General features: G+C 76.1%; 14 protein-coding genes. 8 read left to right on the plus strand and 6 right to left on the minus strand.

Features of this window, described 5'->3' with window-relative positions; all coding sequences use genetic code 11:
- The first annotated feature begins 61 nt into the window (after nucleotides 1-61).
- Nucleotides 62-754 carry a helix-turn-helix domain-containing protein gene (locus tag JUB12_RS12775; protein ID WP_205695808.1) on the plus strand — a complete coding sequence of 231 codons (693 nt, stop codon included), beginning with the start codon at nucleotides 62-64 and terminating at the stop codon, nucleotides 752-754.
- On the opposite strand, the gene JUB12_RS12780 is transcribed toward JUB12_RS12775, so the two are convergent.
- Entirely contained in the window at nucleotides 720-1,403 is a 684-nt protein-coding gene (locus tag JUB12_RS12780; protein ID WP_205695809.1) for a hypothetical protein, read from the minus strand. The genes JUB12_RS12775 and JUB12_RS12780 overlap by 35 nt on opposite strands.
- 55 nt (nucleotides 1,404-1,458) lie before the next feature.
- On the opposite strand from JUB12_RS12780, the gene JUB12_RS12785 reads away from it, so the two are divergent.
- Genes JUB12_RS12785 through JUB12_RS12800 form a run of 4 tightly spaced genes read left to right on the plus strand, consistent with a single transcriptional unit; the run spans nucleotide 1,459 to nucleotide 5,863 of the window.
- Nucleotides 1,459-3,885 (plus strand): ATP-binding protein, encoded by a 2,427-nt coding sequence (locus JUB12_RS12785; RefSeq protein WP_205695810.1) that lies wholly within the window; start codon nucleotides 1,459-1,461, stop codon nucleotides 3,883-3,885.
- Between the two features lie 12 nt (nucleotides 3,886-3,897).
- Complete coding sequence (locus JUB12_RS12790; protein ID WP_205695811.1) at nucleotides 3,898-4,632, plus strand: HD-GYP domain-containing protein; 735 nt, start codon at nucleotides 3,898-3,900, stop codon at nucleotides 4,630-4,632.
- On the plus strand, nucleotides 4,629-5,006 hold the full coding sequence (locus JUB12_RS12795; protein WP_205695812.1) for a response regulator: 378 nt from the start codon (nucleotides 4,629-4,631) through the stop codon (nucleotides 5,004-5,006). The genes JUB12_RS12790 and JUB12_RS12795 overlap by 4 nt, the downstream gene beginning before the upstream one ends.
- Before the next feature lie 11 nt (nucleotides 5,007-5,017).
- Complete coding sequence (locus tag JUB12_RS12800; protein WP_205695813.1) at nucleotides 5,018-5,863, plus strand: class E sortase; 846 nt, start codon at nucleotides 5,018-5,020, stop codon at nucleotides 5,861-5,863.
- A gap of 39 nt (nucleotides 5,864-5,902) precedes the next feature.
- On the opposite strand, the gene JUB12_RS12805 is transcribed toward JUB12_RS12800, so the two are convergent.
- Nucleotides 5,903-7,438 carry an aldehyde dehydrogenase family protein gene (locus JUB12_RS12805; RefSeq protein WP_205695814.1) on the minus strand — a complete coding sequence of 512 codons (1,536 nt, stop codon included), beginning with the start codon at nucleotides 7,436-7,438 and terminating at the stop codon, nucleotides 5,903-5,905.
- A gap of 84 nt (nucleotides 7,439-7,522) precedes the next feature.
- Between JUB12_RS12805 and JUB12_RS12810 the strand changes: the two genes are divergently transcribed.
- A complete protein-coding gene (locus JUB12_RS12810) occupies nucleotides 7,523-7,966 on the plus strand; it encodes a hypothetical protein (RefSeq protein ID WP_205695815.1) in 444 nt (147 codons plus the stop codon).
- Here the strand turns inward: JUB12_RS12810 and JUB12_RS12815 are convergent.
- From JUB12_RS12815 to JUB12_RS12825, 3 genes are read right to left on the minus strand one after another with little or no spacing between them, the layout of a single operon-like run.
- Entirely contained in the window at nucleotides 7,963-8,421 is a 459-nt protein-coding gene (locus JUB12_RS12815) for a peptidylprolyl isomerase (RefSeq protein WP_205695816.1), read from the minus strand. The genes JUB12_RS12810 and JUB12_RS12815 overlap by 4 nt on opposite strands.
- 23 nt (nucleotides 8,422-8,444) lie before the next feature.
- Entirely contained in the window at nucleotides 8,445-9,545 is a 1,101-nt protein-coding gene (locus JUB12_RS12820) for a hypothetical protein (RefSeq protein ID WP_205695817.1), read from the minus strand.
- 53 nt (nucleotides 9,546-9,598) lie between these two features.
- The gene (locus tag JUB12_RS12825; RefSeq protein WP_205695818.1) at nucleotides 9,599-11,020 is read right to left on the minus strand and encodes a DEAD/DEAH box helicase; all 1,422 of its coding nucleotides are present in this window, start codon (nucleotides 11,018-11,020) and stop codon (nucleotides 9,599-9,601) included.
- 86 nt (nucleotides 11,021-11,106) lie between these two features.
- Here JUB12_RS12825 and JUB12_RS12830 point away from each other — a divergent pair, with 86 nt between their 5' ends.
- Nucleotides 11,107-13,935 carry a LuxR family transcriptional regulator gene (locus JUB12_RS12830; protein WP_256436485.1) on the plus strand — a complete coding sequence of 943 codons (2,829 nt, stop codon included), beginning with the start codon at nucleotides 11,107-11,109 and terminating at the stop codon, nucleotides 13,933-13,935.
- On the opposite strand, the gene JUB12_RS12835 is transcribed toward JUB12_RS12830, so the two are convergent.
- Nucleotides 13,932-14,843, minus strand: coding sequence for a PfkB family carbohydrate kinase (locus JUB12_RS12835; protein ID WP_205695820.1), 912 nt, complete (start codon nucleotides 14,841-14,843; stop codon nucleotides 13,932-13,934). The genes JUB12_RS12830 and JUB12_RS12835 overlap by 4 nt on opposite strands.
- Nucleotides 14,844-14,904: 61 nt before the next feature.
- Here JUB12_RS12835 and JUB12_RS12840 point away from each other — a divergent pair, with 61 nt between their 5' ends.
- Complete coding sequence (locus JUB12_RS12840; RefSeq protein WP_205695821.1) at nucleotides 14,905-15,858, plus strand: NADPH:quinone oxidoreductase family protein; 954 nt, start codon at nucleotides 14,905-14,907, stop codon at nucleotides 15,856-15,858.
- Nucleotides 15,859-15,868 lie beyond the last annotated feature (10 nt).

The following is a 15,868-nucleotide window of genomic DNA, read 5'->3' on the forward strand; positions in this document are numbered from 1 at the left end:
GACCAGACCGCGCGGCGCGAGGTCTTGGAGGAAACGGCCGCGGGTGGCACCCTGGGGCGGCGTGTACCGCGAGCTCGCACCCCCGCCGGCGCTGCGCGACCGTGTCGCGTGCCTGTGGGTGCGCCGCGGCGCCGGGGCCGAGACGGTCCGCGTCCTGCCCGACGCGTGCGTCGACGTCGTCTGGCGCGCGGGCGCCGGCGCGCAGGTCGCGGGGCCCGACACCGGCCCGGTCCTCGTGGACGTCGCGCCCGGCACCGTCATCGCCGGTCTGCGGCTGCGACCCGGCGCGGGCGGCGCGGCGCTCGGGCTGCCGCTGGCCGAGGTGCGCGACCAGCGCGTCGCGCTCGGGCACGTCCTCCCCCGGGCCGACGCCGCCCTGCCCGGCGACCTCGACCCGCGCGACGCGCTGCGTGCCCTGGCCGCCCTCGCCCACGGGGTGGCGGACGGGCCTGACGCCGCGGTGCAGGCCGCTGCGGTGCAGCTCGCCGTGCCGGGCGCCCGCGTCGGCGACGTCGCCGCGCGCCTGGGGCTCAGCGACCGCCAGCTGCGCCGCCGCTGCGACGCCGCGGTGGGCTACGGCCCGAAGGTCCTCCAGCGCGTCCTGCGGCTGCGACGCCTGCGCGCCCTGGCCCAGCGCTCAGCCGACCGCGACCTCGCCCGCCTGGCGCTCGACGCCGGCTACGCCGACCAGCCGCACCTGAGCAACGACGTCAAGCGGCTCACGGGGCTGACGCCGGCGCAGCTGCTGGGCTGACCGGCTCCGGCGGGGCCGGTGCGGCCGGGACGCTGCGCTGCGCCGCGCCGCCGGCCCGGGGCGGCGGGGCGACGAGGTCGACGACGGTCTGGACGACGTCGGCGGCGGGCTGGCCGGCGAGCGGCACCTGGCGGACGGTCTCGGCGAGCGCCGTCCCGACCTCGCGGACCGGGCCCTCGTCGGGGTCGTCCGGGATGGTGGGCGTCGTCGGCGTGGGCGCCGGCGGGGGCGTCGTGGTGGTCGTCGTGGGCCGCCGGCGCGTCGGCGGGACCGTCGTGGGCGAGCGGTCGCCGCGCCCGACGGCCGACGGCGCGCCCGGGGAGCGGCGTGGGGTCGTGCCCGGCGACGTGTCCGTGGTGGCGCCGCCCGCGGCACGCCGGCGTGCGGCGGCCCGCCGCTGGGCGGCCGACCGCGACCGGGCGCGGGGCACCGCCGGCACCGTGTCGCGCGTGCGGGTGCGCTCCTGGTCGGCGCTGCGTGACGCCGCCGGCACCGCCGGTCCACCGAAGATCTGACCGATGCCCTCGATGCCGCTGCTGCCGCCGAGGCCCGCCGTCACCGCCAGGGCGGCGAGCAGGGCGAGGGGCACGGCGAGCGCGGCACCCGAGGCACCGACCAGCGCGCGGACCCAGGCGCGGACGAGCGACACGGTGTCAAGCCTAGCCCTGTCAGAAGGGCTGGATGGTCGGTAGCGTCGCACCCAAGTGCGCCGTCTCTCGCTCGCCCGCACCCTGCGGCTCGCCCTGCTCGGGCTCACGCTCGTCCTCACGACGATCGCGGGTCTCGGCGTGGCCTCGCTGTACGACACGCGCCAGGACTACGAGGAGCGCCTGGCGGAGGCGCTCGAGCTCCAGGCCGCCGCGGCCCGGCTGCTCGCGGCCGGCGTGGTCGAGGAGGCGACCCTGCGCACGGCCACCGCGCCGCAGGACGCGCCGCTGCGCCGCCGTGCGCGCCGCGCCTTCGCGGCCGCGCTGGCCGACACCCGCTCCCGCGCGCAGGGCGACGTCCCCAGCGCGGGGCTCGTCGCCGACGCGGCCCAGGCCCAGGCGGCGCTGCGCCGGGTGGGCGCCGGGACCGACGAGGCGCTCGCCGCCCGCCGCCCGGTCACCGAGCTCGCCGATCGCCAGCGCGTGCGCATCGCCGTCGCCCGCGACGACGCCAGCGACGGCCAGCGCCGCGCGATCATCGCCATCCTCGTGGGCGGCGGTCTCGCCGTCCTCGCGGCGGGCGCGCTGGTGACCGTGCTGCTGTCCGCCGTGCGCCGGCCGGTCGAGGGGCTCGTGCGCGCCAGCGGCCGCCTGGCCAGCGGCGACCTCGACGCCCGCGTGCAGGAGCGCGGGCCGACCGAGCTGCGCGAGGTCGCCCGCTCGTTCAACGCGATGGCCGAGGAGCTCGCCGGCGCCCGGGACCGCCTCGAGACCCAGAGCCGCCGCCTGGCCACGATGGTCGCCTCGCTCGGCGACGGCCTCATCGTCACGCGCCCGGACGGCACCGTCGGCTTCACCAACCCGCGGGCGTGCGCGATGGTCGACGGCCTCACGGTCGGCAAGCCGGTGAGCGACGCCGGGCTCGACCTGCCAGACCCCGAGGACGCCCGCAGGGACGAGGTGCTCGTCGAGCACGGCGACCGCACCCTCGCCCTGACCGCCGCGGTGCTCGAGGACGGCCCGCCCGGCGTGGTGTGGACGCTGCGCGACGCCACCGAGCGCGCCCGGCTCGAGGCGCTCAAGTCGGAGTTCATCGCCACCGCCAGCCACGAGCTGCGCAGCCCGCTCACGTCGATCAAGGGCTTCATCGAGCTCCTGGCCGCGGCGCCCGGGCTCAGCGACCGCCACCGCGAGTTCGTCGAGATCGTCGAGCTCTCCACGCAGCGCCTGGTCGACCTCGTCAACGACCTGCTCGACGTCGCGCGCCTCGAGGCCGGCTTCGTCGAGGTCCACCGCCGGCCGACGGACCTCTCCGACGTGGTCCGCGAGGTCACGATGCTCCTGCGGGGGCGCATCGAGGAGAAGGGCCAGCTGCTCGACGTGCGCATCGAGGACGGGGTCCCGCGGGCGATGGCCGACGCGGCGCGCATGCGCCAGGTCCTCACGAACCTCCTGACCAACGCCCACCAGTACACGCCCGAGGGCGGCCGGGTCGGCGTCGCGCTCGCCCACGGGCCCCACGGCGTCGAGCTCACCGTGTCCGACACCGGGCGCGGGATGGACGAGGACGAGCTCGAGCACGTCTTCGACCGCTTCTCCCGCGCGTCGTCGTCGGCCGACTCGCGCGGCACCGGCCTCGGCCTGGCCATCGTCCGGTCGCTCGTGGACCTCCACGAGGGCCGCATCGACATCACCTCCCAGCCCGGCCACGGCACGACGTTCACCGTCGTCCTGCCCTTCGCGCCGCTGGCCGTCGACGGCGACCCGGCGCGGGAGGCGCTGCGGGGGCGCCGCGTGCTCGTCGTCGACGACGAGCCGGAGATCGCCGAGCTCATCGCCCACCGCCTCGAGCCCTACGGCGTGGAGGCGACCGTCGCCCACAGCGGCGCCGACGCCCTCGACCTCCTCGCCCGCGAGCACTTCGACGCGCTCACGGTCGACGTCCTCATGCCGGGGATGAGCGGCTTCGAGGTCCTGCGCGCGCTGCGCGAGGACCCGGACCTCGCCCACCTCCCGGCCGTCGTCGTCTCCGTGTTCTCCGGCCGTGAGGCGCTCTCGGGCGAGTGGCACGTCGCCAAGCCGATCGACCCGGAGGAGCTCGCCGACGCCCTCGGCGCCGCCGTCCTGGCCGGCCGCGTCCGCGTCCTGGCGTGCGGGCGCGCGACGGTGCGCGACGAGCTGCAGGGGATGCTCGCCGGCCTGGGCATCCACCACGAGTGGGCGCAGACCCCCGAGGAGGTCGAGCGCCTCTGCCGCCGCCACCGCTTCGAGGTCGCCCTGCTCGACGCGGGGCTGCCCGCCGCCGACGAGGTGCTCGCCGCGCTGGACCTGCGCGGGCGCCGGCTGCGCCGCGCGGTGGTGGTCGTGAGCGCCGGCGACGGCGCCCCGGGCTACGCCCGCCTCGACGCCGACCCCGTCCCGCTGGCCGACGCCGGGGAGACCGTGCTCGGCCTCCTGGGCGCGACGGCCCCGCGATCGGGGTAGGTTGAGCACCGGATGGCCGAAGGGTCTCTGCACGAGGCGCTCGAGGACCGCCTGGCCCAGGTCGAGCGCGAGGCGGCCGCGAAGGAGCGTCAGCTCGAGCGCTACGCCGCCGACCTGCGCGAGACCTTCAAGCAGGAGCGCGCCGCGGCCCAGCGCCTGCGCGAGTCCTACATGGCCACCGTGCGCGCGCTGTGCAACGCGGTCGAGGCGCGTGATGCCTACACCGGCAAGCACGCCGAGCGCGTCGCCGCCTACGGCCTGGCCATCGCGCGCGAGACCGGCACGCGGCTGGCCGAGGACCCCGAGATCGAGTTCGGCTTCCTCCTGCACGACGTGGGCAAGGTCGCGGTGCCCGACGCGATCCTCTGGAAGCCCGAGCCCTTGACCGCGGAGGAGCGCCTGCTCATGGAGCGCCACCCCGTCGTGGGCTGGGAGATCGTGCAGGGGATCGACTTCCTGGGCGACGCGAAGCTCGTCGTCCGCCACCACCACGAGCGCTGGGACGGCACGGGCTACCCGGACCGCCTCGCGGGCGACGAGATCCCGCTCGCCGCCCGCGTCTTCGCCGTGGCCGACGTGCTCGACGCGGTCACCACCGAGCGCCCGTACCGGCCGCCGTCGTCGCTGGCCGAGGCGCGGTCGATCATCGGCGCGGGCGCCGGCAGCCACTTCGACCCGGCCGTGGTCGAGGCGTTCAAGCGCGTCACCGACAGCGAGCTCGAGACGATCCGGAGGACGATCGGATGACCGCCACCCGGACGGTGCTGATCGTCGACGACGACCCGTTCATCCGCAAGCTCGTCGCCACGACCCTCGAGGACGTGGCGGGCTTCGAGCTGCGGGAGGCCGGCGACGGCGTCGAGGCGTTGGACGCCGCGGCCGACAGCCCGCCGGCGATCGTCTTCCTGGACATCGACATGCCGCGGATGGACGGCATCTCGGCCTGCCGGGAGCTGCGCGCCCGCGACGACGGCCGCGGCGCGACCATCGTCATGCTCACCGCCGCGGGCGGCGGCGACCTCGAGGACGAGGCGCGCTCCGCGGGGGCCGACCTCTTCCTCACCAAGCCGTTCAGCCCGCTCGACCTGCTGCGGCTCGTCGACGACCTCGGGGGGCGCTGAGCACGATCGCGGTGCGCGCCCGGCTCGTCGCTGCGTGGACGCTCCTGCTCGCCGGCGGCGCCCTCCTGGCCGACGGCGTGCTGACGGTCGTCTGGCAGGAGCCGGTGAGCGCGGTCCGCGAGGCCCGCGCGCAGGACCGCCTGCGCGACGAGCTGGCGGCGACCGAGCGGCTGTGGCGCCCGCTGGCGGCCCGCCCCGCCCGCGTGGAGCCGCTGCAGATGGGCTCGCCGCTCGCGGCGGTGCGCACGGCCGCCCTGCCCGGCCTGGCGACGCGCCCCCGTGGCCTCGCCCTGCCCGCGGTCAGCGCCCGCGCGCTGCCGGCCCTCACCGGCGAGCCCGAGCGCGCGCGGGACGTCACCCTGCCCGTGACCGGGACCGACGCCCTGCCGCCGCTGCTGCGCGGCACCCCGGCACAGGCCGGCCTCCGCGCGCTGGCCCAGCGCTTCGGCGCGACGCTCGCGGAGGGTGCCGCGGCCGGCCGGCTGCGCATCGACCGCCTCGACCTCGACGTCGTGGTGGTGCAGGGCGTCGCCGAGGACGACCTCCGGCGCGGCCCGGGCCACTACGCCCAGACGGCCCTGCCCGGCCAGGGCGGCACCGTCGCCATCGCCGGCCACCGCACGACCTACGGCGCGCCGCTGCGCCACGCCGACCGCCTGCGCCGCGGGGACCGCATCGATCTGCACATGCCCTACGGGACCTTCCGCTACCGCGTCGAGGGCACGCGGATCGTGCGGCCCGACGACGCGACGGTCCTGCGCCGGCGCCCGGGCGCCGAGCGCCTCGTGCTCACGACGTGCCACCCGCTGCACAGCGCCGCGCAGCGGCTGGTCGTGGTCGCACGACGGGCCGGCTAGCGCCGGCCCGTCGGGTCCCTCGTCAGGTGTCCTCGGCGGCTAGGCCTTGCCGCGCCCGTACAGGAAGCGCAGCGCCTTGCCCAGGAGCTTCGTGGCCCGCGTGTTGTACGGGTACATGTAGAGCTCCTTCTTCATGGCGAACCGCGTGACGAGCAGCGACTGCTGCTGGCAGTACTTGCGGATGCCGCCCGCGCCGTGGCGGGTGCCCAGGCCGGAGGTCTTCGCGCCGCCCATGGGCAGCTCGAGCGCGGTGTAGTTCACCAGCGCGTCGTTCACGCAGACCGCGCCGGCCTCGATGCGCCGCGCCACGCGCTCGCCGCGCGTGACGTCCTTGCTGAACACCGAAGCGCCCAGGCCGTACGGCGAGTCGTTGGCCAGGCGGATGGCCTCCTCCTCGTCGCGGACCTTCATGATCGGCAGCGTCGGGCCGAAGGTCTCCTCGGTCATGCACTCCATCGAGTGGTCGACGTCGACGAGGACGGTCGGCTCGAACCAGTAGCCCTGGCCCTTGCCGCGCTCGCCGCCGACCAGGACCTTGGCGCCCTTGGCCTTGGCGTCCTCGACGTGGCGCTCGACGATGTCGACCTGCGGCGGGAAGGTCATCGACCCGACGTCGGCCGAGCCCGACTCGCCGAAGCCCTGGCGCAGCGCCCGGGCCTTCTCGACGACCTTCGAGACGAACTCGTCGTAGATCGGCTCCTCGACGTACAGGCGCTCGAGCGAGATGCAGGTCTGCCCGGCGTTGAACATGCCCCAGTAGACGGCGGAGTTCGCGGCGCGCTCCACGTCGGCGTCGCTGAGGACGATCATCGGGTCCTTGCCGCCGAGCTCGAGCGAGACCGGCGTGAGCGTCTCGGCCGCCTTGGCCATGACCTTCTTGCCGGTCGCCGTCGACCCGGTGAACATGATCATGTCGACGTGGTCGATGAGCGCCGCGCCGGTGGCGCCGCGGCCCGTGGCGATCTGGAAGACGCCCTCGGGGATGCCGCACTCCTTGAGGCCCTCCTCGAGCTTGAGGCTCGTGAGCGGCGTGACCTCGGACGGCTTGAGGATGACGCTGTTGCCCGCGGCCAGGGCCGGGATGCAGTCCCCGAACGAGTTGGTCAGCGGGTAGTTCCACGGCCCGATGACGCCGACGAGGCCGAGCGGGCGGTAGCGCGTGACGAGCTTCTTGCCCTTCACGAGGACGTTGGCCGACTTGACCTTCTCGTCGGCCAGGTAGCCCTCGGCGTTCTGCGCCCAGAAGTTGAAGGCCGCGGCGCCGTAGGAGATCTCGGCGAGCTGCGCGTCCTCGTAGGTCTTGCCGGTCTCCGAGCGGATGACGTCGATGACCTCGTCCTGGTGCTCGAGCAGCCAGCGGGCCATCCGGCGCAGGACGCGGCCGCGGCCGTCGAAGCCGAGCGCCTCCCAGGCGGGCTGGGCGGCGCGGCCGCGCTCCACCAGCGGGACGAGGTCCTCCGGGGACAGGTCGGGGACGTGGGCGATGACCTGGCCCGTGGCCGGGTTCTCGACCGGGATCTGGTCCTGCGCGACGTGGCCGTTGGCGACGGTCACATCGGCGACTTCGGTTGCCATTGCTCGGAGCCCTCCGCAAGTAGAGCAGTTCGACAGTCCGTCAACTCTACAGCGTCACCACCGGCGCGCTACAAGCGTTGTGCGATGGCGATGCGCCGCAACCTGCTGGCCTTCTTCACGGGCGCCGTCCTGGCGCTCGCGGGCGTGCTCGCCGCCCGTGCGGGCGACGACGACGCCGCGCCCCCACCGCCCGCGACGACCGCCGCGCAGACGCTGCCGGCCGCCGTGCCGGCATCCCAGCGCCCCGGGCCGCGCGCACGGCGGCGTGCCCGCCGCCAGCGCGACACGCAGGGCTCCGGCGCGCGGACGGCACGGGAGACGGCGCCTGCGGCGCGCGCGCCGCAGGCGCCCGCGCAGCGCGAGCCCGCGCCGCCGGGGGCGACCCCCACGACGACGACGCCGGCCGAGACCGTCCCGCCCGTGGACGTGGCGCCCGAGACCCAGCCCGAGCCCGCGCCCGCCGAGCCCGTCGACCCGGCGCCCGCCGCGCCCCAGGGGCTCGACGGGCCGCCGGTGCCCTCGGGCTAGCCGTCGACGGCGACCGACTCGATGCGCATGTCGGTCGTCGGGCGGTCGCGCCCGTCGGTGTCGGCGGCCTCGATCTTGTCGACGACGTCCATCCCGTCCACGACGCGGCCGAAGACGGTGTGCTTGCCGTCGAGCCACGGGGCGGCGTCGGTCGTGACGATGAAGAACTGCGAGCCGTTGGTGTTCGGGCCGGCGTTGGCCATCGCGAGCGCGCCGCGGACGACCTTGTTGTCGTTGATCTCGTCCTCGAACGTGTAGCCCGGACCGCCGGTGCCGGTGCCCTGCGGGCAGCCGCCCTGGATCATGAAGTCCTTGATGACGCGGTGGAACACCAGCCCGTCGTAGAAGCCCTGGCCTGCGAGCTTGGTGAAGTTCGCGACGGTCTTCGGGGCCGCGTCGTCGAAGAGCTCGAGGGTGATCGCACCCTCGCTCGTGGTCATGGTCGCCTGGGACATGGCGCCCAGGGTAGGCGCTCGGGCTAGCCGAGCAGGTCCACGTCGCTGATGCGCACCGTGCGTCCCTGCTTCGGGGGCGTCGTGATCCACAGCAGGACGTACCGGTACTTCGCGGTGCCGCCGCCCAGGACGATGCGCTCGCGCCCGTCGCCCTTCGTGTTCCGGTCGAGGTTCGAGCCGTTCTCGTCGACCTTCGAGCGGTCCTTGATGTGCGCCCAGCGCGTGTCGAGGACGTCGGGCGGCAGCTCGTCGGAGTCCGACGCGTAGACCTCGACGCGGAAGCCCGGCGTCTTCGTCGCCAGCTCGAGCACGCGGACGCCCCGCGGCTCGTTGAGGTCCACCACGAGGCCGACGGCCATGTCCTTGGTGCCGTCGGTCGTCGCGAACCACTCGCTCTTGGCGTCGTCGTCGGTGGCGTTGCGGGCCTGGCCGAGCGTCGTCGCGCGCCGCGACGGGTCGTAGGACGAGGACATCCCGCCGGTCAGCGCGATGGCCGTCGGGCCGGTGTCCCGCGGCGTCGTCGTGGTGGGCGTCGTCGTCGTGTCGCCGTCGTCGCCGTCGTCGTCGTCGGGCGTCGTGGTGGACGGCGTCGGCGTGGGGGTCGGCGTCGGGGTCGGGGTCGGCGTCGGCGTGGGGGTCGGCGTCGGCGTCGGCGTCGGCGTCGGGAGGTTCGGCAGCGTCGGGACGGTGGGCGTGCCGCCCGGCGTGGTGGGCGTCGTCGGCGTCCCGGGCAGGGTCGTCGCCGGCGGGACCGTGGTGGCCGGCGGGACGGTCGGGACCGACATGGCCGGCGGCTGCGTGGTGGCCGGCGGCACCTGTGCGACCGGGTCGCCGCTGGGCGGCGCGGGGCGGGCGGCCTCCTGCTGGGCGTCGGACGACAGCGCGGCGTAGGACGCGGCGACGGCCCCGCCCACGAGGGCGAGGGTCAGCGCGACGACCGTCGCCGCGGCGCGCATGCCGGGGCGCGTGCCCAGGCGGCCCGGGGCGGCCGTGCCGCACTCCAGGCACCAGTCCTGGCCGGCGGCCATCGGCGCGCCGCAGGCCTCGCAGGAGCGCTGCTGGGCGACGGGCTCCGCCTCAGGCGGCTGCTCGCCGCCGTCCGGGTCGCGCAGGAGGTTCGTCACGGTCTCAGCTTGCCACAACCCCCGGGGCCACCCGGAGGTTCGGTCCCGCGCCCTTACGCCGCGGCGACCTGCGCGCGCAACGTCGCGCCGCGCACCTTCGCACCGTCGAGCTGGGCCACGACGCGGGTCGCCTCGTCGGCCGGCACGGACACGAGCGAGAAGCGCCGCAGGACGCGCACGTCGCGCACCGCCTCGCCGTCGAGGCCCGCCTCGTGGGTCACCGCGGAGACGACGTCGCCCGGCTCCAGGCCGTCGTCCTCGCCGCCCGCGAGCAGCAGCGTCGTGTACGGCTCGTCGCCGTTGCGCGAGATCCGCGGCTTGTCGTGGCGCTTGGGCTCCTCGCGCACCTCGGCGGGCTTGGTCTTCGCCCCGGGCTCCCAGGGCGTCAGGCCCGTCTTGATGTGCTCCTCGATCGCCTCGAGCTCCTTGCGCTGGCGCGGCTCGACGAAGGTCACCGCGCGGCCGGAGCGCCCGACGCGGCCCGTGCGGCCGATGCGGTGCACGTAGACGTCCGGCGAGGTCGGGACGTCGAAGTTCACGACGTGGGTGACGGTCGAGATGTCCAGGCCGCGGGCGGCGACGTCCGTGGCCACGAGGATGGGCACGCGGCCGCCCTTGAAGCCGAGCATGACGCCGTCGCGCTGGCCCTGGCTCATGTCGCCGTGCAGCGCCTTGACGTTCATCCCCTGGTCGCGCAGCTTGCGGTAGAGCTGGTCGCAGCGGATCTTCGTGCGCACGAAGACGATCGCCTGGTCGGGCTTCTCGCTCGCGAGGACCTCGACGAGCTTCTCCGCCTTGTCGGCGGTCTTCACCTCGACCTGGAACTGCTCGACGGTGTCGACGGTCAGCGTGGCCGCCTGGACCTTCACGTGAACCGGGTCGTAGAGGTAGTCGTCGGCCAGCGCGCGGATCGGCGGGGCCATCGTCGCGCTGAACAGCGCGGTCTGGCGGCCGTTGGGGCAGCGGCGCAGGATGCGCTCGACGTCCTCCAGGAAGCCCAGGTCGAGCATCTCGTCGGCCTCGTCGAGGACGACGAAGCGACAGCCGCTCAGGTGCAGCGAGCCGCGCGAGATGAGGTCGAGCACGCGCCCGACGGTGCCGACGACGACCTGGCCGCCGGCGCGCAGCTGGGCCTGCTGGGAGCGGATCGGCGCCCCGCCGAAGACGGCGACGACGTCGATGCCCTTGCGGGTGCCGTACGAGCGCAGCGCCTGGGTGACCTGGATGCACAGCTCGCGCGTGGGGGTGAGCACGAGCGCCTGGACGTCGGAGTCGTCCGGATCGACGTGCTCGACGATCGGCAGGCCGAAGGCGGCGGTCTTGCCCGAGCCGGTCTGGGCCTGGCCGATCACGTCCCGTCCCTCGAGCATGGGCGGGATCCCCTGCGCCTGGATCGGGCTCGGCTGCTCGTAGCCCACGTCCTGCAGCGCTTGGAGGGTCGACTCGGAGAGCCCGAGGTCGGCGAAGGTCGTCACGCAGACCAATGTAGAGCCCGCCGCTCGCCGGAGGGGGGCTGGCCGTACCTCGTGCCCAGGGCGGTCGGAGCACTCTGTCGGTCCTCGTGCACCTCGTCGGCCTTCAGGGGGAACGCGAGCGGGTGGGGCGCCTGCTCGCCGGAGCGCGCGACGGCCAGGGCGCCGCGCTCCTGGTGCGCGGGGAGGCGGGGATCGGGAAGTCGGCGCTGCTGGGGGCAGCAGCTGAGCAGGCCGCCGGCCTCCCGGTCCTCGCCCTCCGGGCCCGCGGGCACGAGGCGGAGGCGGGCATCCCGTCCGGTGGGCTCGCCGACCTCCTGGAGCCCGTGCTGGGGCTCCGTGACCGGCTGCCGGCGGTCCAGGCCCGCGCGCTGGGGGGCGCGCTGGGCCTGGAGCCGCCGGCGCCCGCTGACCGCGAGGCGCTGCCGCTGGCCGTCCTGACGCTCCTGCGCGAGGCCGCGCGCGAGCAGCCCGTCGTCGTGCTGGTCGACGACGTGCAGTGGCTCGGGCGCCACGCCCGCCTCGCGCTGGGCTACGCGGCCCGGCGGCTGAGCGGCCCGGGCATCGTGCTGCTGCTGGCGGCGCGGGCCGGCCACGGCGTGGAGGACGACCTCGCGGGCGTCGAGGTCCTCGACCTGCGGCCGCTCGCGCGCGACGACGCGTTCGCGCTCGTGCGCCAGGCGACGTCCGACGGCCCGCTCGTCGACGCCGTCGCCCGCCGCGTGGTCGACGCCGCCGCCGGCAACCCGCGAGCGCTGCTCGAGCTGCCCGGGCTGCTCGATCCCGAGCAGCGCGCGGGGCGCGAGCCGCTGCCGTGGCTGCTGCCCGCCCCGCCGGCGCTCCACGAGCAGCACGCCGTGGCGCTCGCGGCCCTGGCACCGGCGACGCGGACCGCGCTGCTGTGCGCCGCCGCGATGGCCTCCGGACGCACGGACGTCCTCGACGCGGGGCTCGCCGAGCTCGGCCTCGACGCGGGCGCGCTCGCCCCGGCGGAGCGCGCCGGGCTGCTCACCGTCGGCAGCCGGGCCACGTTCCGCCACCCCCTGCTGCGCGCCGTCGTCTACCACGCCGCCCCGGCCGCCGAGCGCCGTCGCGTCCACGCCGCGCTGTCGGTCGTCTCGCCCGACCGCGGCCGGCGGGCCTGGCACGCCGCGCTCGCGGCCGTCGCACCCGACGAGGCGCTCGCCACCGCCATGGAGGCGGCGGCGCAGGACCCCGAGACGCGCGGCGAGCAGGCCGTCGTCGCCCAGGGCCTGGCCCGCGCCGCCCAGCTCTCGCAGGACCCCGACGCGAAGGTCCGCCGCCGTCTCGCCGCGGCGGCCGCATGGATCCGCGCCGGCTTCCCCGTCCAGGCCCTCGCCACGCTCGAGGCGACGGAGCGCGCCGGCGTGGCGGAGGGCGTGCCCGCCGCGCGGCTGCGGGGCCTGCGCGGCCGCGCGGAGCTCCAGCTCGGCGCCACGGCCACCGCGCTGGCCGACCTCGTGGGCGCCGCCCGGGCCGCGGAGGCCGCCGGCGACCCCGGCCTCGCCGCGCGGCTCGTGCTCGAGGCCGGCGGCGCCCAGGCGCTGGCCGGCGAGGCCGGGGCGCGCGTGCGCCTGGCCACCACCGCCGCGGCGCTCGCGCGCACCGCGCGCGACCCGCTGGCGTGCGCGCTCGCCGACGGCCTGCGGGCGCACGCCCACGCGATCATCGGTGAGGAGGAGGCCGCGGCGCCGCTGCTGGACCGCGCGCTCCCGGTCCTGCTCGACGCCGGTCGCGCGCTCCTCGACGTCCCGGCGGAGGTGCCGGTCGCCGCCGCGCTGGCCGCCGCCTGGCTCGAGCGGCCCGAGCCGGCCGCCGCCCTGCTCGACCGTCTGGTGCTCGCCGCGCGCGAGGCCCGCGCGCCGGCGCAGCTCGTCGCGCCGCTGTGGGCGCGCGCGCTGCTCGACGTCCGCCGCGGGCGCTGGAGCGCCGCGCTGGCCGACGCCCGGGAGGCCCACGACGTCGCGCTGACCGGCGGGCTCGACGGTCCTCGCGCCGTGGCCGCCGCGACCGTCGCGCTCGCCGAGGCCCTGCGCGGCGACGGCGACGCCGCGCGCGAGCACGCCAAGGCCGCCCTGGCGCTGACCGAGGCGGAGGCCGGCTCGGCCACCGCCGTGCTGGCCCACCACGCGCTCGGCCTCGATGCGCTGGGCCGGGGCGACGCCGAGCTGGCCGGCGAGTGGCTGGACCGCGCCGCGCGCATCGCCGGCGCCGCCCGCCTCGGCCGCTCGATCATCGCCTTCGGCGCCGACCGCGTCGAGGCCCACGCCCGTGCGGGGCGCAGCGCCGCCGCCCACGAGGCGCTCGAGGCGTTCGCCGACGGCGCCGGCGGCGGGCGCTGGGCGCTCGCGGCCCTCGCGCGCTGCCGCGGCCTGCTGGCCACGGGCGCCGACCACGAGGACCACTTCGAGACCGCACTGGCCGACCACGAGCGCGAGCGCCAGCCGTGGGAGCGGGCGCGGACCCTGCTGGCCTACGGCGAGCGGCTGCGCCGCGAGCGCCGCCGGGCCGACGCGCGCGAGATGCTGGTCGGCGCGCTGGCGAGCTTCGAGCGGCTGGGCAGCGACGCGTGGGCCGAGCGCACGCGCATCGAGCTGCGGGCGACGGGCCAGGGCGCGGTGCGCACCGCGCCGGCCACGACGGCGCCCGAGCCCACGCCGGAGGCGCTGGCCGCCGCGGGCCTCGACGAGCTGACGCCGCACGAGCTGCAGATCGCGCGGCTCGTGAGCTACGGCATGACCAACCGCGAGGTCGCCGGCAAGCTCTTCCTCTCGCCGAAGACCATCGAGTACCACCTGAGCTCGATCTACCGCAAGCTCGGCCTGCGCTCGCGCACGCAGCTGGCCAAGCTCGTGGCCAGCGAGGTGCCCGGCCTGGCCGGGCAGGCCGCCGCCTAGACGCTGAAGGACGTCATCCGCTGGAGGTCGGCCACGCGGGCGTCGACCTCGTCGCGGGTGAGGCGCGCCACGCGCTCGGTGCCGAACTCCTCGACGTTGTACGAGGCCACCGCGGTGCCGTGGACCATCGCGCGGACGAGGTCGTCGTGGGTGACCTCGCCGCCCTTCGAGGCGATGTAGCCGACGAAGCCGCCGGCGAACGAGTCGCCCGCGCCGGTCGGGTCGGCGACCTCGCGCAGCGGGTACGCGGGCAGCGCGAAGAAGCCGTCCTTCGTGTAGAGCGCGGCGCCGTACTTGCCCTGCTTGGCCACGACCGCCGTCGGGCCCATCTCGAGCACGGCGTGCGCGGCCTGGAAGAGGTTCGGCGCGCCCGTGAGCATCTCGAGCTCCTCGTCGTTGAGGATCACGCAGTCGACGGCCTGGATGACCTTCACGAGGGACTCGTGGGCGATGTTGATCCACAGGTCCATCGAGTCCATGGCGACGAACTTCGCGCCCTGGCACTGCTCGCGGACGCCGAGCTGGAGGTCCGGCTGGATGTTCGCGAGGAACAGGACGTCGCAGTCCCTGGAGGCCTGCGAGAGCTTGGGCTCGAAGGTCTCGAAGACGTTGAGGTCCGTCACCAGCGTCTCGCGCTGGTTGAGGTTCTCGGAGTAGACGCCCTTCCAGAAGAACGTCTTGCCGCCGGCGACCTGCTCGACGTCGTCGGTGACGGTGCCGCGGGTGCGCAGCGTGGCGAACTCCGCGTCGCCGAAGTCGTCGCCGACCGGGCCCACGACGTGCACGGTGTCGAAGAACGACGCGGCCAGCGCGAAGTGGGTGGCGGCGCCGCCGAGCATCCGCTCGCGCTCCCCGAACGGGGTCTTGACGGCGTCGAAGGCGATGGATCCCACGCAGGTCAGGCTCATGCGGCGCCGGACCTTAGCGGGGGCCGCCCGCGCGGACGGCGCTCGCATAGCCTGCCGCGCCATGCGCGCGATCCAGCAGACGGAGTTCGGCGGACCCGAGGTCCTGCAGCTCGTCGACGTCCCCACCCCCGAGCCGGCCGACGGCGAGGTCCTCATCAAGGTCACCACCGCCGGGCTGAACTTCGCCGACACCCACGCGCGCGAGGACTCCTACCTGGCCAAGCAGACCCTCCCGCTCATCCCGGGCTCCGAGGTCGTCGGCGTGCGCGAGGACACCGGCCAGCGGGTCGTCGCGCTCTGCGGCACCGGCGGCTACGCCGAGTACGCCACCGCCCCCGAGTCGCTCACCTTCCCGGTCGCCGACGGCGTCGACGACGCCACGGCCCTGGCGATGGTCATCCAGGGCCTGACCGCCTGGCACCTGCACGCCACCTGCGCGCGCGTTCGCCCGGGCGAGTCGGTCGTCGTCGTCTCCGGCGCGGGGGGCACCGGGTCGCTGGCGATCCAGCTCGGCAGGGCCTTCGGCGCCGGGCGCGTCATCGCCACCGCCTCGACCCCCGAGAAGCGCGAGCTCTGCCTCGAGCTGGGCGCCGACGCCGCGGTCGACGCGCACCCCGAGGGCCTCGGCGAGCGCCTCGTCGAGGCGAACCTCGGCGAGCGCGTCGACGTCGTCCTCGAGATGGCCGGCGGCAAGGTCTTCGAGGAGTGCCTGACCGCGCTGGCCCCCTTCGGCCGGATGGTCGCCTACGGCATCGCCTCGCGCGAGCAGAACGAGCTGCGCACCGGCGCCCTCATGCGCCGCTCGCACGCCGTCGTGGGCTTCTGGCTCAACCACACCCTCGACCGGCCGGCGATGGTGGACGAGGCCCTGCACGGCCTCTTCGAGAAGGTCCGCTCCGGCGAGCTCAAGCCGCTGCGCGGCGCCTCCTACCCGCTCGAGGAGGCGCGCCAGGCGCAGATCGACCTGGGTGGGCGCAGGACGACGGGGAAGGTCGTGCTGCGCGTCGCGGACTGAGCGCCGCTCG

The sequence above is a fragment of the Conexibacter sp. SYSU D00693 genome, from assembly GCF_017084525.1.
Lineage (GTDB): Bacteria > Actinomycetota > Thermoleophilia > Solirubrobacterales > Solirubrobacteraceae > Baekduia.